Here is an 18,013-nt window from a genome sequence, read left to right as displayed (position 1 = left end):
TAAGCTGGTAATATATATAACAAGCTGCTTGTAGTTCTGAGTTATGCAAATCTGCCAAAATCCCAATTGCTCAAATCCCTTCAACCCTGATAGCAATAGATTTTGTATGAGTTGCGGACAGAATAACTTTGGCAACCTGCTGGGAAATCGCTACCGCGTTTTGAAACTTTTAGGTGAAGGTGGGTTTGGCAGAACTTATACAGCAGAAGACACAACTAGATTTAACGATGTTTGTGTCATCAAGCAATTTTTTCCACAAGTGCAAGGAACAGCAGCACTTACTAAAGCAAAAGAATTATTTAAACAAGAGGCCAAGCGACTTTATGAATTGGGAGAAAATCATTCTCAAATTCCGAGATTATTAGCTTATTTTGAACAAGGTGCAAGCTTATATCTCGTACAAGAATTTATTTCAGGCCAAACTCTGCTCCAAGAACTTCAACAACAACCTTATAGTGAAGAACAAATTCGAGAACTTTTAGCAGATTTATTACCAGTTCTGCAATTTATCCACGATCGCCATGTCATCCATCGGGATATTAAACCAGAAAATATCATCCGAAGGGAGAGCGATCGCTATCCGATCTTAATTGACTTTGGCGGCGCTAAACAAGTAACTCAAACCAGTTTAGCCAGACAAGCCACAGGAATTTATACCGTTGGTTATGCCCCAAGCGAACAAATGGCAGGATTCGCCACTCCTGTTAGCGATTTATATGCTTTGGGTGCCACTTGTGTGCGTCTTTTAACTCAAAGTTTGGCTGTGCAAGATACCTCTGGAAATCTCCATGACCGTCTTTACGATCCTTTTAATGCTCAATGGTTGTGGCGAGAAATTTTGCAAGAGAAAGGTGTTACTATCAGCGATGATTTAGGGCAAATTCTCGATAAATTGCTCAAGCACTTACCAAGGGAAAGATATCAATCAGCAGCAGAAGTTTTGCAAGATTTAAACTCTCCAAAAGCCAAAATTCCAACAACAATAATCGCGATTCCCCAACCGCAATTACCAACCGTTCAAACAAACGTATCTCTAAAAACTTTTGAATTCGATGTCATCTTAGTAGATGCAAAAGGTATACAAATTAGCCGTAAACGCCATAGTGCAAACTTATTTATAGAAGACTTGGGAAATGGGGTAATCCTAGAAATGGTATCCATCCCTAGCGGTACTTTTATGATGGGTTCGCCATCAACAGAACAAGGACGACGCGATGATGAAACGCCACAACATCAAGTTACAGTCCCTTCATTTTTTATCGGTAAATATCAAATTACCCAAGCGCAATATCAAGCAATTATGGGTATTAACCCTTCCTACTTCCGCACCAATGGCGCAAACCGACCTGTGGAAAGTGTGAGTTGGAATGATGCGGTAGAATTTTGTCAAAAGTTGAGCCAAAAGACAAGACGAACCTATCGTTTACCTAGCGAAGCACAATGGGAGTATGCGTGTCGTGCTGGAACCACCACACCATTCTATTTTGGCGAAACAATTACCACTGATTTAGTCAACTACAACGGAAATTATACATACGCCTCTGCACCAAAAGGTCAATATCGTCACCAAACAACACCAGTAGGAAGTTTTCCTCCTAACGCCTTTGGTTTATACGATATGCATGGGTTAGTCTGGGAATGGTGTCAAGATAATCGGCATCACAATTACCAGGGCGCACCCACTGATGGTAGTGCTTGGTTACAAACTGGTTTATTCTCTAATTTGTTATCTGATAGAGTGATGCGCGGTGGTTCTTGGGGCTTTCTTCCAGAAGGTTGTCGCAGCGCAAATCGTAAGTCCGATGGTGCTAATCTCCGTTTCAACAGTATTGGTTTTCGTGTTGTCTTAGTTTCCGTGTAAGCCCTGACTTTTACACTTTTCGCCCAAAGTGCGATCGCAATTTTTCACAACGTCAAAATAAAATGACAAAAACTCAACAACCCTTGCTTAAGTCAAGGGTAATTTCGTTTTTGCGATGACATTCATTTCACGGTTGTTATAATACGGTTCGGTTAACAGGTTTATTCCTCCAAGATCCCCCAACTCCCCTTTTTAAGGCTTGCTCACAACCCTCTTTTACCCCCTTTTTAAGGGGGTCGCCGTAGGCGGGGGGATCTTAACCCAACCGTATTGACGGTTGTTATGGGTGATAGATTAGATTAATGCCCTATTAAGCTCAAAAACTAAATTTTATTATTCAACATTTATCAGAAATTAATGTAAGTAGATAGGCATTATTAAAACATCAAATAAATCTTAGTTTGTAGTAAGCGATTCCTCACTGATTCCAGACGTTCGAGGATCGAGTACTAACTACAAACTTTCATTCGTTTCCACCTACCTACTTATGAGTAACTACCAATTATCGGCTGTACCTTTTTTGTAAGGCTCACCTGTAAAAGGTTGTACGCCAATAGTAGGATAAGCATCATCATTAGGCCCAAAAATCCGCATTGCAGCTTCATAAATATATTGGGTTACATCAGCAAGCATTTGGGAAATCTTGGAAATAGTCATATTATTTGGACTCCTAATTCCTGAGTCACTTTAGTTGTGATAACTATACTTTAATCCTGATTTTGTTAGCTAGCCGTAACTCTCAATATATTGAGAACCTATGCAATGTTTATTCAGATATGTTTGCAATACTTTAGCTTTGAAAAAAGTCAAAATTTTTTCCTTAATTCTAATTGTAACATAGCTATTTCTGCAATCTCAGTCTGGAAAAGAAGCTTGCTTTTCTAGGGGCTGGAGACTGGGGATTAGGTTGGAAGCTAGAAAATTTTGTCAGCGACAATTAGCGCTATTAATAGCTATTACTATTAAAAAACGTTAAATTTTTGATAAAGTTATTATTAATATGCCTATGAATTCAAGGTTTTTCAGCAGTCTCGGAAATATATTTCCTACAAGTTGACAATATTTATGGTAAATATTACCATAAATAAAAGAAGCATTCTTATAAGGAAGCTCTGGCATGACAACTTTTCCAGATTTAGATTATGTAGATAAACAGCAAACCCAGCAAAACCAGGGGCTAAACCTGTGTGCGGATGACTACAGCTTGCTGACCGATCTTTACCAATTGACGATGGCGGCTTGTTACACAGGCGAAGGTATAGAACAACGATGGGCAAGTTTTGAGTTGTCTGTCAGACGCTTACCAGAAAATTTTGGTTATTTAATTGCAATGGGTTTGGCGCAGGCGTTGGAATATTTAGCAAAATTACGCTTTAGTCCATCGCAAATTGCAGCATTACAGGCGACGGGAATTTTTGCTGGGGCAAGCGATCGCTTTTGGTCGTTGTTAACCGAAGGCAAGTTTACCGGGGATGTTTGGGCGGTACCAGAAGGTACCGCTGTGTTTGCCAATCAGCCATTGTTGCGGGTGGAAGCACCTCTTTGGCAAGCACAATTAGTGGAAACTTATCTTTTGAATACCATTAATTATCAGACTTTGATTGCCACAAAAGCAGCACGGTTGCGGGATGTGGCTGGAGAGTCAGCAACCCTTTTGGAATTTGGCACGAGACGCGCTTTTAGTCCCCAGGCGTCTTTGTGGGCGGCGCGGGCGGCCTTGGCAGGTGGTTTAGATTCCACTTCCAATGTGTTAGCAGCGCTACAACTGGGACAAAAGCCAAGTGGTACTATGGCACACGCCCTGGTGATGGCGTTGTCAGCAATAGAAGGCACTGAAGAACAAGCTTTTAGTGCATTTCATAGATATTTTCCGGGTGCGCCATTGTTGATTGACACTTACGATACCATTGCTGCTGCCCAAGGCTTAGCTGCAAAAGTTAATTCCGGGGAAATGGAATTAACAGGCGTGAGATTAGACTCAGGAGATTTAGTTACCTTATCAAAACAGGTGCGATCGCTACTTCCAGGCGTGCCAATTTTTGCTAGTGGCGACTTGGACGAGTGGGAAATTGTCAAACTCAAAGCCGCAGGGGCACAAATTGATGGTTACGGATTGGGGACGCGATTAGTTACGGGTTCTCCGGTAAATGGAGTTTACAAACTTGTAGAGATTGATGGCATCCCCGTAATGAAACAATCGAGTGGTAAGGTAACTTATCCAGGACGCAAGCAGATTTTTCGATCGCTAACAGGAGGTAAGGTAAAAGCAGACAGGTTGGGGCTTTTAGGTGAAAGTTCCTGGGAAGAACAACCATTATTGCAGTTGGTAGTCCAGGAAGGCAAACAGGTGCAACCCCTGGAGACTTTGGAAACAATTCGTCAGCGTACTGCTGCCTCAGTTGCTAGTTTGCCAGAACAGACACGGCGCTTGGATCGTCCTGTGTCTGTAGAAGTGGAAATTTCTGAGGGTTTACAGGTGTTGACAGAAGAAACTAAGAAACGAACCGCAAAGGGCGCAAAGTAAGATGATGAGAATTGCTTTGTTTGGAACTAGTGCCGATCCGCCAACTGCTGGACATCAGAAAGTTTTAAGTTGGTTGTCTGAGCGTTACGATCGCGTAGCGGTTTGGGCAGCAGATAATCCATTTAAGTCCCATCAAACACCTTTAGAACATCGGGCGGCAATGCTGCAATTGTTGATTGCGGATATCGATGCACCACGGCACAATATCGCTTTAGAACAAGAATTGAGTAGCTTGAGAACCCTGGAAACAGTGGAAAAAGCAAAATTGCGTTGGGGTGAAAACGTTGAATTAATATTAGTCATTGGTTCAGATTTACTCACTCAGTTACCACGTTGGTATCGCATTGAAGATTTGTTACAGGAAGTGCAACTATTGATTGTGCCGCGACCAAGGTATGCAATAGATGAGTCTAGTTTGGAAGCAGTGCAAAACTTGGGAGGCAAAATTGCGATCGCTAGTCTAACTGGTCTAGATATTTCCTCCACAGCCTACCGCGAACATGGAGATTCTCAAGCCCTTACTGCCCCTGTAGTTGCTTATATTAATCGAGAGCATTTATACAAATGCCAGGACGCCAGCAAAAAAAGATTTCAACTTCGGTAAATCAACAACCTTTGGCCGATTTCAAGGTTGGTGTTGATAATGTAATTTTTTCTGTAGATACCGCACAAAATCGGCTCTTAGTTCTGTTAGTAATGCGGCAGCAAGAACCATTTTTAAATCATTGGAGTCTTCCTGGTACTTTAGTGCGTCCAGGAGAGTCTTTAGAAGATGCTGCATATCGCATTATGGCAGAGAAAATCAAGGTCAACAACCTTTATTTGGAACAACTTTATACCTTTGGAGGCCCGAACCGCGATCCGCGAGAATCAACTGATAGCTATGGTGTGCGTTATCTATCAGTTAGTTATTTTGCCCTTGTGCGATTTGAAGAAGCAGAATTAATTGCCGATCGCGTCGCCGGCATAGCTTGGTATCTGGTTAAACAAGTCCCTAAATTAGCTTTCGATCACAACGAAATTTTGACCTATGGACATAGGCGTTTGCGAAATAAATTGGAGTACAGTCCGGTGGCTTTTGAAGTCTTACCAGAAATGTTCACGTTAAATGATTTATATCAGTTATACACCACAGTTTTAGGTGAAAATTTTTCCGATTATTCTAATTTTCGGGCGCGTTTACTAAAATTAGGTTTCTTATCCGATACCGGAATCAAAGTCTCACGCGGTGCCGGTCGTCCCGCTAGTTTGTATAAGTTTGATGCCGAAGCCTTTGCCCCATTGAAAGATAAACCTTTGGTGTTTATTTAATGAGGAGTGAGGTGTGAGGAGTGAGGAGTTAAGAGTTAGGAGTTATTATTCTTTCTCATATTTCCATCCTCCATGCCCAATGCCCCATGCCCCATGCCCAATGCCCAATAATTAATAATTAATATGAAAATTGCGATCGCTCAAATTAATCCGACAATTGGTGATTTACTAGGAAATGCCCAACAAATCCTAGAAGCGGCACAACGCGCAGCATCCGGTGGTGCGCGTTTGTTGCTAACACCAGAACTTTCTTTGTGTGGCTATCCACCAAGAGACTTATTACTAAATCCTAGCTTTGTGGAAGCTATGAATATAACTTTACAAAACCTAGCCCAGGATTTACCAGCAAAATTAGCTGTATTAGTAGGAACCGTTGAAGAAAATGCCACAGCAAATATTACTGGTAGTAAAAGTTTATTTAACAGCATCGCTTTGTTAGAAAATGGCGAAGTCAAGCAAGTTTTTCACAAGCGACTTTTACCAACTTACGATGTATTTGATGAACGCCGCTATTTTGAACCCGGCTTACAAGCTAATTATTTCACCTTAGATAATCTCGATATTGGCGTCACTATTTGTGAAGATTTATGGAATGATGAGGAATTCTGGGGCAAACGTAGTTATGCCGTGAATCCTATTGCGGATTTAGCAATTATAGGTGTAGATTTAATTGTTAATTTGTCTGCTTCTCCTTATACTGCCGGCAAGCAACAGTTTCGCGAAACAATGCTCCAGCATAGCGCAGTGCGTTTTCAACAACCAATAATTTATGCTAACCAGGTTGGGGGAAATGATGATTTAATTTTTGATGGTCGCAGTTTTGCCTTAAATCGCCAAGGTGAAATTGTCTGTCGTGCCCGTGGTTTTGAAGCTGATTTGTTGGCGGTGGAATTTGACGAGGCACTTCGAGATTTACAATTAAGTTCTGTGGCACCTGTGTATGAGTCAGAAGATGAAGAAATCTGGCAAGCTTTGGTTTTGGGAGTCAGAGATTATGCCCGCAAGTGTCGCTTTTCTAAAGTAGTTTTGGGTCTGAGTGGCGGCATTGATTCAGCATTAGTAGCAGCGATCGCCACTGCTGCGCTTGGAGAAGAAAATGTGCTGGGCGTTCTCATGCCTTCGCCTTATAGTTCCGATCATTCTATTAGCGATGCTTTAGCATTAGCCGCAAATCTGGGAATTAAAACTGATATTTTACCAATAGAACAGTTAATGCAAGGCTTCGATCGCACCTTAGCCAATTTATTTGCAGGTACAGAATTTGGACTGGCAGAAGAGAATATCCAATCCCGGATTCGGGGTAATTTATTAATGGCGATCGCTAACAAATTTGGTTATCTTCTCTTATCTACTGGTAACAAGTCAGAAATGGCAGTTGGTTACTGTACTCTCTACGGCGATATGAATGGCGGTTTAGCAGTAATCGCAGATGTCCCCAAAACCCGCGTTTATTCACTTTGTCACTGGTTAAATCGCAATAACGAAATCATTCCCCAAAACGTCTTGACTAAAGCACCAAGCGCCGAACTCAAACCAGGTCAAGTAGATGGAGACTCTCTACCACCCTATGAAATTTTAGACGATATCTTACAACGCCTGATTCACAATCATCAATCAGCAGCGCAAATTGTCGCAGCAGGTCACGATTGGGTAATTGTCAACCGAGTAATTCAAATGGTGGCGCGTGCAGAATTTAAACGTCGGCAAGCACCCCCAGGCTTAAAAATTACTGACCGCGCCTTTGGAACTGGCTGGCGAATGCCAATTGCGAGTAACTGGGTTGCTATCAAAGACGCCTATCAGACTAAAACCAAACCCGCACCTACCTTAGTCTCTTCTGATGCACAAGATGTCCAGCCACGACTTAAGTAAATGAAGACATGGGGACGTGGGAACGCAGGATACTTTCCGATGTCTTGGTCTTAGCGGAGACAAAGCACAGCTTTGGCTCTTTAGGGTTCTTTAGGTTTAGTAACTAATTAACCGGACATCATATAACTTGCTATTACTGGTGGCCAAGAACAAGGAGAGCTTATTTATAACTATTCATCCGGACACAATATTACCCCACCCCCAACCCCTCCCCTTGGCAAGGGGAGGGGAGGTTTTGCGTCAGCAAAGCCGGGGTGCGGTAACGCGGATCTTGATGGTAATTGAATAGAACTCGCTCATCACCTTTTCATCAGGGTTTCACGTTAAGTTGACACGTATGCAATATATTGTGCCCCTACAATTATCTTTACCTCACAAAGTAGCAATTTGCTGTATATCAAGCCCGCTACATACCAGGCTTGATATTACTTCTGAATTCTGAATTCTGTTATATGACTATAAACCTACTAATTCACGAGATTCAAAATCAGTGAGTTGTTGAGCGATCGCTAATCTAGCTTCTAACTTTGCTACACTAAACTGGTTACGCAGATATTCTAAATGTCCGATGGCATTTGCCTTTTCCCCAGTCAAGCGAATTAAGGTGTCCATCGCCTTTTGATATTCCTGATTCACAAGCAGCACTTCAAAACGCCGCGCCTTGCGTTGAGCATCATTTTTCAAATCCATCTCAAAGGCGGCGACACGATCCGCATTGCCTTCAAATCGATTAATTTGGTGCTGCACTGCCATCAACTGAGAATCTATTTCATTAGCCCGTTGAGCAGCTTGAGCGATCGCACCTGGATAATGACTCAGTTGCATCATCTAATAATTTTCCTCTAAGGTCAAGAATTTAATGTTTGAGCATAAAACTAACCTTGGAATCCATTTCCCAAAAGGCTGTCACAGAGCAGTTTACACTTAACCAAGTTTATAAACGCTATATATCTATTATAGTCAAATATACTAAAAACGTAGTGATTCCAACCGACTCAAAGACTCTGTTTTGGTCAGATTTAGACTGAATTCTGTTGTAGAAAAAATTGAAGTTGCGTTAAACCAAACGCAACCCAACAATATCTCTAATGAAATACTGCACCGTGTCTCAAGCCGCTTCCCGCAGTTGTGACGGTACACTCACCTCTGGAAACGAAAGCGAGAGTTGTTCGGCTTGAGGTATCGCTGCTTGTTCCAACACTTGAACTTCGATATTTACACTCACCAAATAACTGCCTGTGTCTGCGCCAACTGCTTCAGCAATTAATTTGGCAATATCCGGACGCTTAGCTGTCAGGGGGTCACGTAAAATGCAGCGATCCCATTCATGCTTGGCAGTCGGATTGAGGTTGAGAATATAATGCTTCATCATCGAACTAACCCTTTAACCCATCTTCCAGAAGGTTTTCACGCAGCCATTGTGCCTTTGGCTAGGCTTTGCCAACGCTATCTATATTATAGTACTTTTGTACTAAATTGCCAATGGGAGATTGGGTATGGGGCAAGCGGAGAGGTGTGGGAGGGGTGGGAGGGATGGGAAGAGAGGGGGCATGAATTCTCTTTCCCCCCACACTCCCTACTTCCCACTCCCCACTCCCTACTCCCTATTTCTAATTAGATTTACCATTATTTTGTAAATTTAATAACTCATTATCATTCAGCAAAATTGCTTGTTGAGGTACAGAGATTGAAATTCCGGCTTCGTCTAAGGCGATTTTCAGACGGCGGCGAAACTCTCGTGCGACATCCCATTGTTTAAGGGGCTGTGTTTTAATCCAGACACGAATAATTAAACCGCGATCGCCAAATTGATCTATTCCTAAAACTTGGGGTGGTTCTATGATTTGATGCTGCCATTGCAGTTCTTGATTCATGTTGTCTGCAACGGTTTTAATCAACTTCAAAGCCTCTTCTGTATCCGCTTGGTAAGCGATGGGAATCGTTAAATCGGCTCGCGACCAACGGCTAGAAAGATTGGCAACAACTTTTATTTCACTATTGGGAATGGTAATTAACCGCCCTTCGGAATCCCGCACCTGGGTCATTCGCAGATTTAAGTTTTCTACTAAGCCTCCGACATTTCCTACATTAATCACGTCGCCTAAAGCATACTGGTCTTCTAGGATGATCAAGAAACCGTTAATCGCATCTTTAATCAAGTTCTGCGAAGCTAAGGATACGGCAACACCAACCAAACTTGCACCCGCTAGCAAGGGGACGACATCTATACCCAAGGCTACCAGCGCCAGCAAAAAGCCTACTCCCACGCAGATAACGGTAGCAATACTTTTAGTTACACCAGAAAATGTGGAAACTCGCAGTTGCAGACGTGCAGAATCTTCTGGGGTGATAAAAGCACTATTTTTGATTAAAGTGGAGGCGAAGCGGTCAATCAACGCATAGCTCAGACGCACTGCTACGTAAGTTACCAATAACACAACACCTAATCGCAAGGGAAATTGAGCAGCCGTGAGAATTGCTACTTGAAATCCTCGCGTGTAGGGAAACAAACCCAAGATAAAGAAACTTCCACCTCCCCAAATTCCTGCTTGAGTTAGCTGGAACAATCTTCTCTTAGCTTCTTCTACATGTCGGACTTGCCGTCGATCTAGTTGTGTTGTAATTGGTTGAGCCGCCGTTAAAGTTGGGGAATCGAAGAGTTCGTTTTGGGCTTGGGAGGCAACGGAGTCTGATTTTTTTTTGGAACGTCTCTGCCAGCCATATACCGCGGAACTCATAACAATCATTGCTAGCGCCGTAGCCCCAGCAATTTTACTTTGATCGATTAAAAATTGAGTTTGTCTCTCTTGTTTTGCCTGTTGTAAGTCTTCTTTTAATGAGTCGGCAATTTGATTTGCGGATGTTGAAATATCCACCTGTCGCAGTCCAGCATCTTCAGAGGTGACGGTCATCAGATATTGGTCGTTGACGTAAATTACTGGTAATTCGTTGACTTTGCGAACTTCTACCTTGACTGGTGCGTTTGCTGGTAACTGAAAGTAATATTGACTAATCGCTTCTAGTTTCTTTTGGATGTCTTCTAAACGCTCAGGAAAGTTAGTTTTTGATGCGGCTATCTGAAATAAGCGACGACCATCCAAATAAATCCAGCCGGAAACAACTCTATCATTGGAATCATTGCTCGCACTCTTGGGAGCTTGCAAATCAAATAAAAAAGGAATCTGGGCGGTGGCTTTTGGCACAGCTACAACTGTTATAGCCATTGAAGTTGCGATCGCCATTATTACACCCGAACCTTTGCGACCTTTGGGCGATACATTCTTTTTAGACAAGTGGGACGCTTGATTGGAAGCCTCCAAGTGTGGCACAGGCTTGGCGATGTTACCAAGGTATGTTCCTGCTGAAAATACCTGTCCCTGCTCCTTTGAACCTTTTGCAAAGCTCGGCAATAGAATTCCCTTCGCGGCCGCCAAAAATTGAAAGCGCACTCAAACACCTCCTTGAGTAAAATTTTCCATTGACTAATTTCATAACCATCCTGCTCAATAAATCTGAGTAAATGTGCCTATCTAAAGTTAAGTCTTTCCCTCCAAATGATGAATTTTTGATGTTTTTTTAGCAATAATCTATCTTTAGACAGATGAAAATTTACTGAGACTAGGCGAGCAAAGCTAAGAAAAGTCTTACTCTTACCAAAGATAAAACAAAAAGGAAAAAGCTGACGATGAAGTTGACATTAGGCGAATCAAACGTCAAGCTAGTTCTGAGGAGTCTTGACTAGTAATTTGCTTTCTGAGCGAAAATTGCCAGTCGTAGAATAACCTAGTAGAGTGCGTAGATTGTACGTAACTTTTTCACATTTTTGAGGTAACTTTTGATGACCGCAACTTCTCCCCGATTAAAGCACGAGGTTAAAGACCTCGGCCTAGCTGCCTTGGGAAGACAGCGCATTGAATGGGCTGGACGCGAAATGCCAGTATTACGGCAAATCCGCGATCGCTTTGCTCAAGAAAAGCCCTTTGTTGGATTACGCCTTGTGGCTTGTGCCCACATCACAACAGAAACAGCACATTTGGCGATCGCTCTTAAAGCCGGTGGTGCAGACGCACTGCTAATTGCTAGCAATCCCCTATCAACCCAAGATGACGTAGCTGCTAGCCTCGTTGTCGATCATGAAATTCCCGTATTTGCCCAAAAAGGCGAAGATAACGCAACTTATAACCGCCACGTTCAAATAGCTTTAGATCACCGCCCCAACATCATCATTGATGATGGTAGCGACGTGGTTGCGACATTGATCCAAGAACGCCAACATCAAATTGCTGATTTGATTGGCACCACCGAAGAAACCACAACGGGAATCGTCCGCCTGAAGGCCATGTTCAAAGATGGCGTTCTCACCTTCCCCGCAGTGAATGTTAATGATGCTGACACCAAGCACTTCTTTGATAACCGCTATGGTACCGGGCAATCGACCCTTGACGGCATCATCCGCGCTACAAACATTCTGCTAGCTGGTAAAACCATCGTCGTTGTTGGTTATGGCTGGTGCGGTAAAGGTACAGCACTCCGGGCCCGTGGTTTGGGTGGTAACGTAATTGTTACCGAAATTGACCCCATCAAAGCAATTGAAGCGGTGATGGATGGTTTCCGCGTGCTACCAATGGCAGAAGCCGCTAAAGTTGGCGACTTGTTTATCACAGTCACCGGTAACAAACACGTAATTCGCGGCGAACATTTCGATGCGATGAAAGACGGTGCGATAGTTTGTAACTCCGGTCACTTTGATATTGAACTCGACCTAAAATACTTGGCTAGTCAAGCTAAGGAAATCAAAGAAGTCCGTCCTTTCACCGAAGAGTATAAATTAACCAGCGGCAAATCAGTCGTGGTTCTCGGTCAAGGACGCTTGATTAACCTCGCCGCTGCGGAAGGACATCCCAGCGCCGTGATGGATATGAGCTTTGCCAACCAGGCTTTAGCTGTGGAATATCTCGTGAAGAATAAAGGTAAGTTGCAAGCTGGTTTACACTCCATTCCTACTGAAGTAGACCAAGAAATTGCTCGACTCAAGTTGCAAGCATTAGGAATTGCGATCGATAGCCTAACACCCGACCAAATTGAGTACATCAACTCTTGGACTAGTGGAACTTAATGTTAATTGATTAACTAATTTTTTTGGGGATAAGCTAAAGCCTATCCCCTTTTTTTGTGTTTTTAACTTTCGATGTCAGCGAAAGATATCTTTGATAATAGACCTCTTGCAAAAGTTACTTTTGCAAGAGGGAGGGAAAGGTAAAAGGTTAAAGGGAAAAGGGTTTTTATGAGCCGCTTTCCCCTGGTTGGTGAGCTTGCCGAACCATACCCCTTACCCTTTTCCCCAATAAAAGCAAGAAGTCTAATGCAGTATCTGTAGGGTGTGTTAGGCTACGCCATAACACGCCAAGATTTAGGTGCGTTAGCCTTTGGCGTAACGCACCCTACTGGACTGACACTTCTTGCAAAAGTCCTTCTTTTCCTCCTCTTCTTTGCGACGGCAGTCGCTCATGGGGGAAACCCCCAAGACCGCGCTGCCTCCTCTTTGCGTCCTTTGCGTGAGATAAAAAATTATTTATGCACTCTTACTCCATGAGTTGCACGCACAAGGAACAATGAAAATATCTTGGTTTTCCCAGTCACCAGTCACCAGTAAAGAGTCCCTATTTTCAAGGCAAGGTCTACTACTATTACAATTGACAAACTTTAAATCTGCTGTAATTTCAGAGGAATATAAATATCTTGAGAATTCGGGTTCAGGTAGGGACGCTGCAAGTCAAGGGCGTGGCGTGTAAAGTGTTGGTTAATCACCCTCATTCGTTCTTCCATCGCATTCTTACCTTTTTGCCAAGCTTCTAACAAGGCATTAGCAACAATTTGACAGCGGTTCATACCAAAACTTTCTTGTGCGGCAAATTTTTGGCTTGGTTCTTCTGCTAAACCTAACCCTGGTGCTAAAAATTTCGTAAACAAGGGAATTTCTGGCTGGAAATGAAATTGGTTCTCTGAATAAACAATCTCAAGGATGGTGTGGATTGCTAGATAGTCTTGGAGTTCAAAGTAGAGTACCCCCGAATCATAGCGTCCGTATGCAGAGGGATTGTGCAGAACCTGAAAGCTAAAAGGAATCGAGGCTGCATTTAGTTGCAGTGTTAGGCTATCCATGAGAGCGATCGCACCAGATGGGGTTAAATTAAAGTAGATTCGCCCTGCTCCTAAATCACTGTCTGGATTGCTTTGCTGTTCCTGTGCCACATTACTAACTGCCACATAACAACCGTTTTGTAGCCGATTTTTAGGCATCCAAATTGCTACTATATCACCCACCTTAGTAGATTTTTTACTAGATTCTAAGTGACAGTCTGGCTCAATATAAAGTGTTAAACCGCCTTTCGTCACCGCCATCGTACCATCAGGTTCTTGGCGCAATACTTCCCATTGTGAGTCAAAGTAGCCTACACCGTGATTACTTTCGTGCAGTTGTTTGTAGAAATCCCAATCAATATCGGAAATAGAACTATCTTCTAAATTATATTTATATGTGTGATATTTAATATCAGTATTGACTGTCAAAGTACTTTGTAGGGAGCCATTGTAATAGATCCCATAGAGAAAATTTCGCAGTAGTAGAGTCAGATACTTTTGTTGCAAATCTACCGGGGTTTGCTGAAATCTATCGGCTACTTTAGTCGGCAGAGCAAAGGGTTGATAGTTGGGATGGTAAATACAAAAATTCGACTCAATGTGGATATTTCTAGCAATATCTAATAGAGAAGTCAGCGGTTGATTGGCAGAATATAGCATTAATCCATTTATAACTCAAAAAGATAAAATTCAAAATCATAAAACTACTATGGAGCAAAATCCTGTGAGATTTATGATAAGAGAAATAATACGCAGAAGAATTTAAAATTTCGTAAAACTTCAATACTCAGAATTCAGAATTCAAAATAAATACAGTCTGATTAGCTGTGTTACTTCATCAAAATTTTTGCTGATTCTTCAACTACTTTGACTCCTGAATTCTGAATTATTGCTATTCGGTTTCCTATCATTAGCAACCACGGAGTCGAGTTTTTTCGTAATAAATGCGAAGTAACTGCTGCTGTTTTTGAGGTTGAGGAAGTTTATGGACTTTAGCCACAGGGTTGACAATTTCTGATTGTGAGATACCGAAAATAGTCAGCACAGCCTGTTCTGGCATAGTGAGTAAACTTTTAGCTACTTGCAGCATACAGATATCAGCATTGCTAAAGTATTTACGCCAGGTAATCGTATCCTGAATTTGATGAATCAGTGCCAGCCCTGCAAATTGGATAACGCGCAAAATAAAGTCACTACGGTATTCCAAAATCATCGGGAAAGCATTGAGGTAAGACCTGATGAGGGCAATCATTGAAGGCTGTAAAATCTCTAAGGGTATCAACGCCAAATTGAGAGATTCTTCTAATTCAATGGTAGGGTCTACTACCAGACTTTTGAGCCAAATTTCTAAATAGCTTGCTAATAAAGTTCCTAAATCAAAAGCTGGATCTCCCCACGCACAAGCTTCCCAATCAATTAGCCGCACTAGGCAATTGTCTAGTTGCTGCCAGCGAGAATGAACTAAAATGTTGTCCAATTTCAGGTCGTTGTGAGTTAAGCAGCAAGGGTTCCACTCATACGCCAAATCTGCGATCGCAGATTCCAAACTCTCGTATTGTTGATAGAGTAGATAGAATTTCAACGCATCGCTGGGAACAGTACCAAAAATCTCTGGACTAATCGATCCTATCCCTTGAGCTGGATTGTAAAAGCCATAGCGAAACTCCCCTTGGGGAGCAGCTGCCATAAAATCCCTATATTCTCGGCGTTGGAAGGTTGTACGATGCAGTCCCGCCAAAGCCGTGCCAATGGCATAAGCAATTTCTGGTGGAAAAATTTCATTATTGTGGTATACTGTCCCAAGCTCCAGGTAGTCACTTAGGTAGTTGCGGACGAGGATAGAATTTTCTTCGTCAAAATGCACTACTAATGGTGCGTGGTTTACCGCCGTAGGCATCGCCGAAGCATTACCGAAAACTGGAAACTGCTGGAGCAATTGGTGAAAGAGCCACTCTTTAAATAACTCATGGGGCTGACCTTCACTGTTAAGGTTACGTTCTTGTTTAAGGAGCAGTTTGCGATTGTCAGCTAGAGTTACAACTAAATTGAAATTTTTCTTGCTACTCCCTGGCAAATCAAATTTATCCGTGCCACCTTCTGAGTTACACAGACCCGCATTTTGCAGATACTGGATAACGTTGTGAGAAGACAGTGATAATACCATGTATTATTTCCTACTTCGTAAATTACTGTAAGTTCATCCGTGTCAGAATTCGCTCAGCCTTAGCAGCTTTAGGTAGATAGTAACTAGTGTGCGAGCAAGAATAAAGATTTGTACAATCTACTAATATCGCATATTTACGATCTAAACCTGCCAAAATGGCACCTAGCTCTTTATAATTGCTTTAAAATTGCCTCCATGACACCGTGACATCTTTACACTTCCTCAGCATAGTTACTTAGACACATCTAGAGCAAATTTTGTGGTAGAGCCTTTTGATGTAGCTCTGTCTCCCTTGTTTGTAGCGGATTAGCAGCATCCCCAGCAAAAAAAACTGATTGGCGGCAGATGTTGTCAGCAGTCATCCTGAAAGCAGCGAAGAATTTCAGCAATTCTTCGGGGTACGAAGCATGACTTTCAACGTTATTATTTTTATTTATCATCACAAAGGCAAAAAAACCGGACACTTTAGCCGGTTACTAATTATTTTTTGCCTAAATTTTCGCCAAAAGCCGGCGCACCCTCCGGGAGCTTGCTACAGACTTTGCCCTGCGTTTCCTTTAGGACTCCTATAGAGACTTGTCATAACACAATAGTAGAGGCGTATAGATGTACGCCCCTACTCAATGTTGATTTCACAAAATCATGTTTTTTGTTTCTGATTTGTACAGCGAACGATGAAGGGTTCTACGATTAGCTAATTCTTTCCCTTTGCGACCAAGCTGTTCGCGTAGCTGTTGGTTTTTGCACAACCTATTAAAAGCTTGAAAAACCTCATAACCAGAATTGGGATTCACGAGTATGCCATTTTCCTCGTGTTGAACTGTGTCTAAAACACTACCTAAGCGAGGGGCAATTACAGGTTTACCGAAGTAACTTGCTTCTAAATATACGATACCAAAACCTTCTAGATTATGATGTTTTGTATCTAATAAACTCAGCATAGCAAATATGTCACAGGCTGCATAATAACCTGCTAATTGTTTCTCTGGTACATATCCAGCAAAGTGTACTCTTTTACCTACTCGCAAGCGATGTGCGAGAGATTTTAGTTCTAACTCACAAGGCCCTTGACCGCAAATTATGTAGTGGACATCCACACCAAAAGTTAGCAATAGTGGAATGTTATCAATGACGCTCTCAAAGCTTTTATGTTTTACTAACCTTCCTACTGAGAGGATAACTATTGCTGTTTCGGGAATGTTGTAACTTTGACGCACCCGCGTGCGTAAATCATCTAGTAGACTAGCAGAAGTTGTTATATTACCAAATTTTTCTGGTCTGATTACTGGATTGATGACATAGGTTGGTGTGTCTAACCGCAAGGCACTTCTGAGATAGTTTTGTGTATAAGAACTATTACAAACAATGCCTTCAGCTCTATGAAGTGTTAATTTAAATAGCGATCGCCACACCGGATTATGCAACGGAACCACAAGATCGTTGCCATGCAGATAGATAAAAAAGCGAATCGGTAAGAAATAGCTCAATAGCAACAGTGAAGGAAAATCATAGCCGTGGCCCCACTCAATATAACGGTAGTGATAGCGAAAATAAAGTCTAATTGCTAGCACAAAGGAGCAAACAATATTCACCAAAGGCTTGAGAAAACTTGCTAAACAGCCGCTATGCCAGTATTTAGGATAAAACCAGCGATATATAGGAAACTGTTGATTTTCGTCAAATACTTTATCTCCTGAGCAACCAGCCGCCAACACAATCACTCGTTCTGGATCTTGCAAACACCGATTGTAGATATATTCCCCAATGACAGCTTGTTTCGGTAAGAAGATTCGGGATATAACCAGAATATCCGGATGTGCAGTTTCGTCTCTAATGTTGGCTGTGAGTTGAGAAATATGTTCCATAATCAACTTGAGAACTCGATTTTTAAATATTTTTTGTATTTATTTACAATTGAGATGATTTTCCAAAGCAGGATAATTATTGTTTGTTTTTTTCACGAATGCTGTAGATAAATTCTAAGCTGATTTGAGAACATTAGCCAGTAATATTAGTTTTAATTTCTGTATATTTGATTTCATTTGGTAAATTTCTCATCACCTGAGAATTTTTGTCTTTCGTCAACAATAAATATGAAGCTATCACTTGCAGCTAAATCGCTCGACGAGCAAACGTGGCG

The 18,013-nt window shown here is 42.0% G+C and carries 13 protein-coding genes; 6 read left to right on the top strand and 7 right to left on the bottom strand.

What is annotated here, in order from left to right; translation table 11 throughout:
- The first annotated feature begins 43 nt into the window (after positions 1 to 43).
- Complete coding sequence (locus NSTC745_RS35675) at positions 44 to 1,861, top strand: SUMF1/EgtB/PvdO family nonheme iron enzyme (RefSeq protein ID WP_445635245.1); 1,818 nt, start codon at positions 44 to 46, stop codon at positions 1,859 to 1,861.
- A 495-nt stretch (positions 1,862 to 2,356) separates the two neighbouring features.
- Here NSTC745_RS35675 and NSTC745_RS35670 read toward each other — a convergent pair whose 3' ends face one another.
- Positions 2,357 to 2,518, bottom strand: coding sequence for a hypothetical protein (locus tag NSTC745_RS35670; protein ID WP_445635244.1), 162 nt, complete (start codon positions 2,516 to 2,518; stop codon positions 2,357 to 2,359).
- 460 nt (positions 2,519 to 2,978) lie between these two features.
- Here NSTC745_RS35670 and NSTC745_RS35665 point away from each other — a divergent pair, with 460 nt between their 5' ends.
- The 4 genes from NSTC745_RS35665 to NSTC745_RS35650 all read left to right on the top strand — a co-directional run bounded on the left by NSTC745_RS35665 (position 2,979) and on the right by NSTC745_RS35650 (position 7,568).
- Complete coding sequence (locus NSTC745_RS35665) at positions 2,979 to 4,385, top strand: nicotinate phosphoribosyltransferase (RefSeq protein ID WP_445635243.1); 1,407 nt, start codon at positions 2,979 to 2,981, stop codon at positions 4,383 to 4,385.
- Positions 4,386 to 4,389: 4 nt separating this feature from the next.
- The gene (locus NSTC745_RS35660) at positions 4,390 to 4,989 is read left to right on the top strand and encodes a nicotinate-nucleotide adenylyltransferase (RefSeq protein ID WP_445638769.1); all 600 of its coding nucleotides are present in this window, start codon (positions 4,390 to 4,392) and stop codon (positions 4,987 to 4,989) included.
- Positions 4,950 to 5,696, top strand: a complete 747-nt coding sequence (locus NSTC745_RS35655) for an NUDIX hydrolase (protein ID WP_445635242.1) — start codon at positions 4,950 to 4,952, stop codon at positions 5,694 to 5,696. Before NSTC745_RS35660 ends, NSTC745_RS35655 begins: the two co-directional genes overlap by 40 nt.
- Positions 5,697 to 5,819: 123 nt before the next feature.
- Positions 5,820 to 7,568 (top strand): NAD+ synthase, encoded by a 1,749-nt coding sequence (locus tag NSTC745_RS35650; RefSeq protein WP_445635241.1) that lies wholly within the window; start codon positions 5,820 to 5,822, stop codon positions 7,566 to 7,568.
- A gap of 456 nt (positions 7,569 to 8,024) precedes the next feature.
- Here the strand turns inward: NSTC745_RS35650 and NSTC745_RS35645 are convergent, their stop codons facing one another.
- From NSTC745_RS35645 to NSTC745_RS35635, 3 genes are all read right to left on the bottom strand, one after another.
- The gene (locus NSTC745_RS35645; protein WP_193917874.1) at positions 8,025 to 8,396 is read right to left on the bottom strand and encodes a hypothetical protein; all 372 of its coding nucleotides are present in this window, start codon (positions 8,394 to 8,396) and stop codon (positions 8,025 to 8,027) included.
- A 280-nt stretch (positions 8,397 to 8,676) separates the two neighbouring features.
- Positions 8,677 to 8,940 (bottom strand): hypothetical protein, encoded by a 264-nt coding sequence (locus NSTC745_RS35640; protein WP_190958943.1) that lies wholly within the window; start codon positions 8,938 to 8,940, stop codon positions 8,677 to 8,679.
- 238 nt (positions 8,941 to 9,178) lie between these two features.
- Complete coding sequence (locus tag NSTC745_RS35635) at positions 9,179 to 10,810, bottom strand: mechanosensitive ion channel family protein (RefSeq protein WP_445638768.1); 1,632 nt, start codon at positions 10,808 to 10,810, stop codon at positions 9,179 to 9,181.
- 596 nt (positions 10,811 to 11,406) lie between these two features.
- Between NSTC745_RS35635 and ahcY the strand changes: the two genes are divergently transcribed.
- Complete coding sequence (ahcY, locus tag NSTC745_RS35630; RefSeq protein ID WP_445635240.1) at positions 11,407 to 12,684, top strand: adenosylhomocysteinase; 1,278 nt, start codon at positions 11,407 to 11,409, stop codon at positions 12,682 to 12,684.
- Positions 12,685 to 13,271: 587 nt separating this feature from the next.
- On the opposite strand, the gene NSTC745_RS35625 is transcribed toward ahcY, so the two are convergent.
- The 3 genes from NSTC745_RS35625 to NSTC745_RS35615 form a co-directional block, all read right to left on the bottom strand.
- A complete protein-coding gene (locus NSTC745_RS35625; RefSeq protein WP_445635239.1) occupies positions 13,272 to 14,369 on the bottom strand; it encodes a T3SS effector HopA1 family protein in 1,098 nt (365 codons plus the stop codon).
- A gap of 250 nt (positions 14,370 to 14,619) precedes the next feature.
- Entirely contained in the window at positions 14,620 to 15,873 is a 1,254-nt protein-coding gene (locus NSTC745_RS35620) for a phosphotransferase family protein (protein ID WP_445635238.1), read from the bottom strand.
- A gap of 632 nt (positions 15,874 to 16,505) precedes the next feature.
- Complete coding sequence (locus NSTC745_RS35615; RefSeq protein ID WP_445635237.1) at positions 16,506 to 17,738, bottom strand: glycosyltransferase family 4 protein; 1,233 nt, start codon at positions 17,736 to 17,738, stop codon at positions 16,506 to 16,508.
- Between the last annotated feature and the right edge of the window lie 275 nt (positions 17,739 to 18,013).

The organism is Nostoc sp. DSM 114161 (assembly GCF_052692665.1).
The sequence above is the reverse complement of the archived record's forward strand: the minus strand, read 5'-3'. Positions and strand labels throughout refer to the sequence as shown.

Excerpts from the sequence above, each read along its gene's own strand:
- NSTC745_RS35620 (WP_445635238.1), bottom strand. The coding sequence starts at position 15,873 with ATGGTATTATCACTGTCTTCTCACAACGTTATCCAGTATCTGCAAAAT.
- NSTC745_RS35635 (WP_445638768.1), bottom strand. The coding sequence starts at position 10,810 with ATGGCGATCGCAACTTCAATGGCTATAACAGTTGTAGCTGTGCCAAAA.
- NSTC745_RS35645 (WP_193917874.1), bottom strand. The coding sequence starts at position 8,396 with ATGATGCAACTGAGTCATTATCCAGGTGCGATCGCTCAAGCTGCTCAA.
- NSTC745_RS35670 (WP_445635244.1), bottom strand. The coding sequence starts at position 2,518 with ATGACTATTTCCAAGATTTCCCAAATGCTTGCTGATGTAACCCAATAT.
- NSTC745_RS35625 (WP_445635239.1), bottom strand. The coding sequence starts at position 14,369 with ATGCTATATTCTGCCAATCAACCGCTGACTTCTCTATTAGATATTGCT.
- NSTC745_RS35675 (WP_445635245.1), top strand. The coding sequence starts at position 44 with ATGCAAATCTGCCAAAATCCCAATTGCTCAAATCCCTTCAACCCTGAT.
- NSTC745_RS35665 (WP_445635243.1), top strand. The coding sequence starts at position 2,979 with ATGACAACTTTTCCAGATTTAGATTATGTAGATAAACAGCAAACCCAG.
- NSTC745_RS35640 (WP_190958943.1), bottom strand. The coding sequence starts at position 8,940 with ATGATGAAGCATTATATTCTCAACCTCAATCCGACTGCCAAGCATGAA.
- NSTC745_RS35650 (WP_445635241.1), top strand. The coding sequence starts at position 5,820 with ATGAAAATTGCGATCGCTCAAATTAATCCGACAATTGGTGATTTACTA.
- ahcY (WP_445635240.1), top strand. The coding sequence starts at position 11,407 with ATGACCGCAACTTCTCCCCGATTAAAGCACGAGGTTAAAGACCTCGGC.
- NSTC745_RS35660 (WP_445638769.1), top strand. The coding sequence starts at position 4,390 with ATGAGAATTGCTTTGTTTGGAACTAGTGCCGATCCGCCAACTGCTGGA.
- NSTC745_RS35655 (WP_445635242.1), top strand. The coding sequence starts at position 4,950 with ATGCCAGGACGCCAGCAAAAAAAGATTTCAACTTCGGTAAATCAACAA.
- NSTC745_RS35615 (WP_445635237.1), bottom strand. The coding sequence starts at position 17,738 with ATGGAACATATTTCTCAACTCACAGCCAACATTAGAGACGAAACTGCA.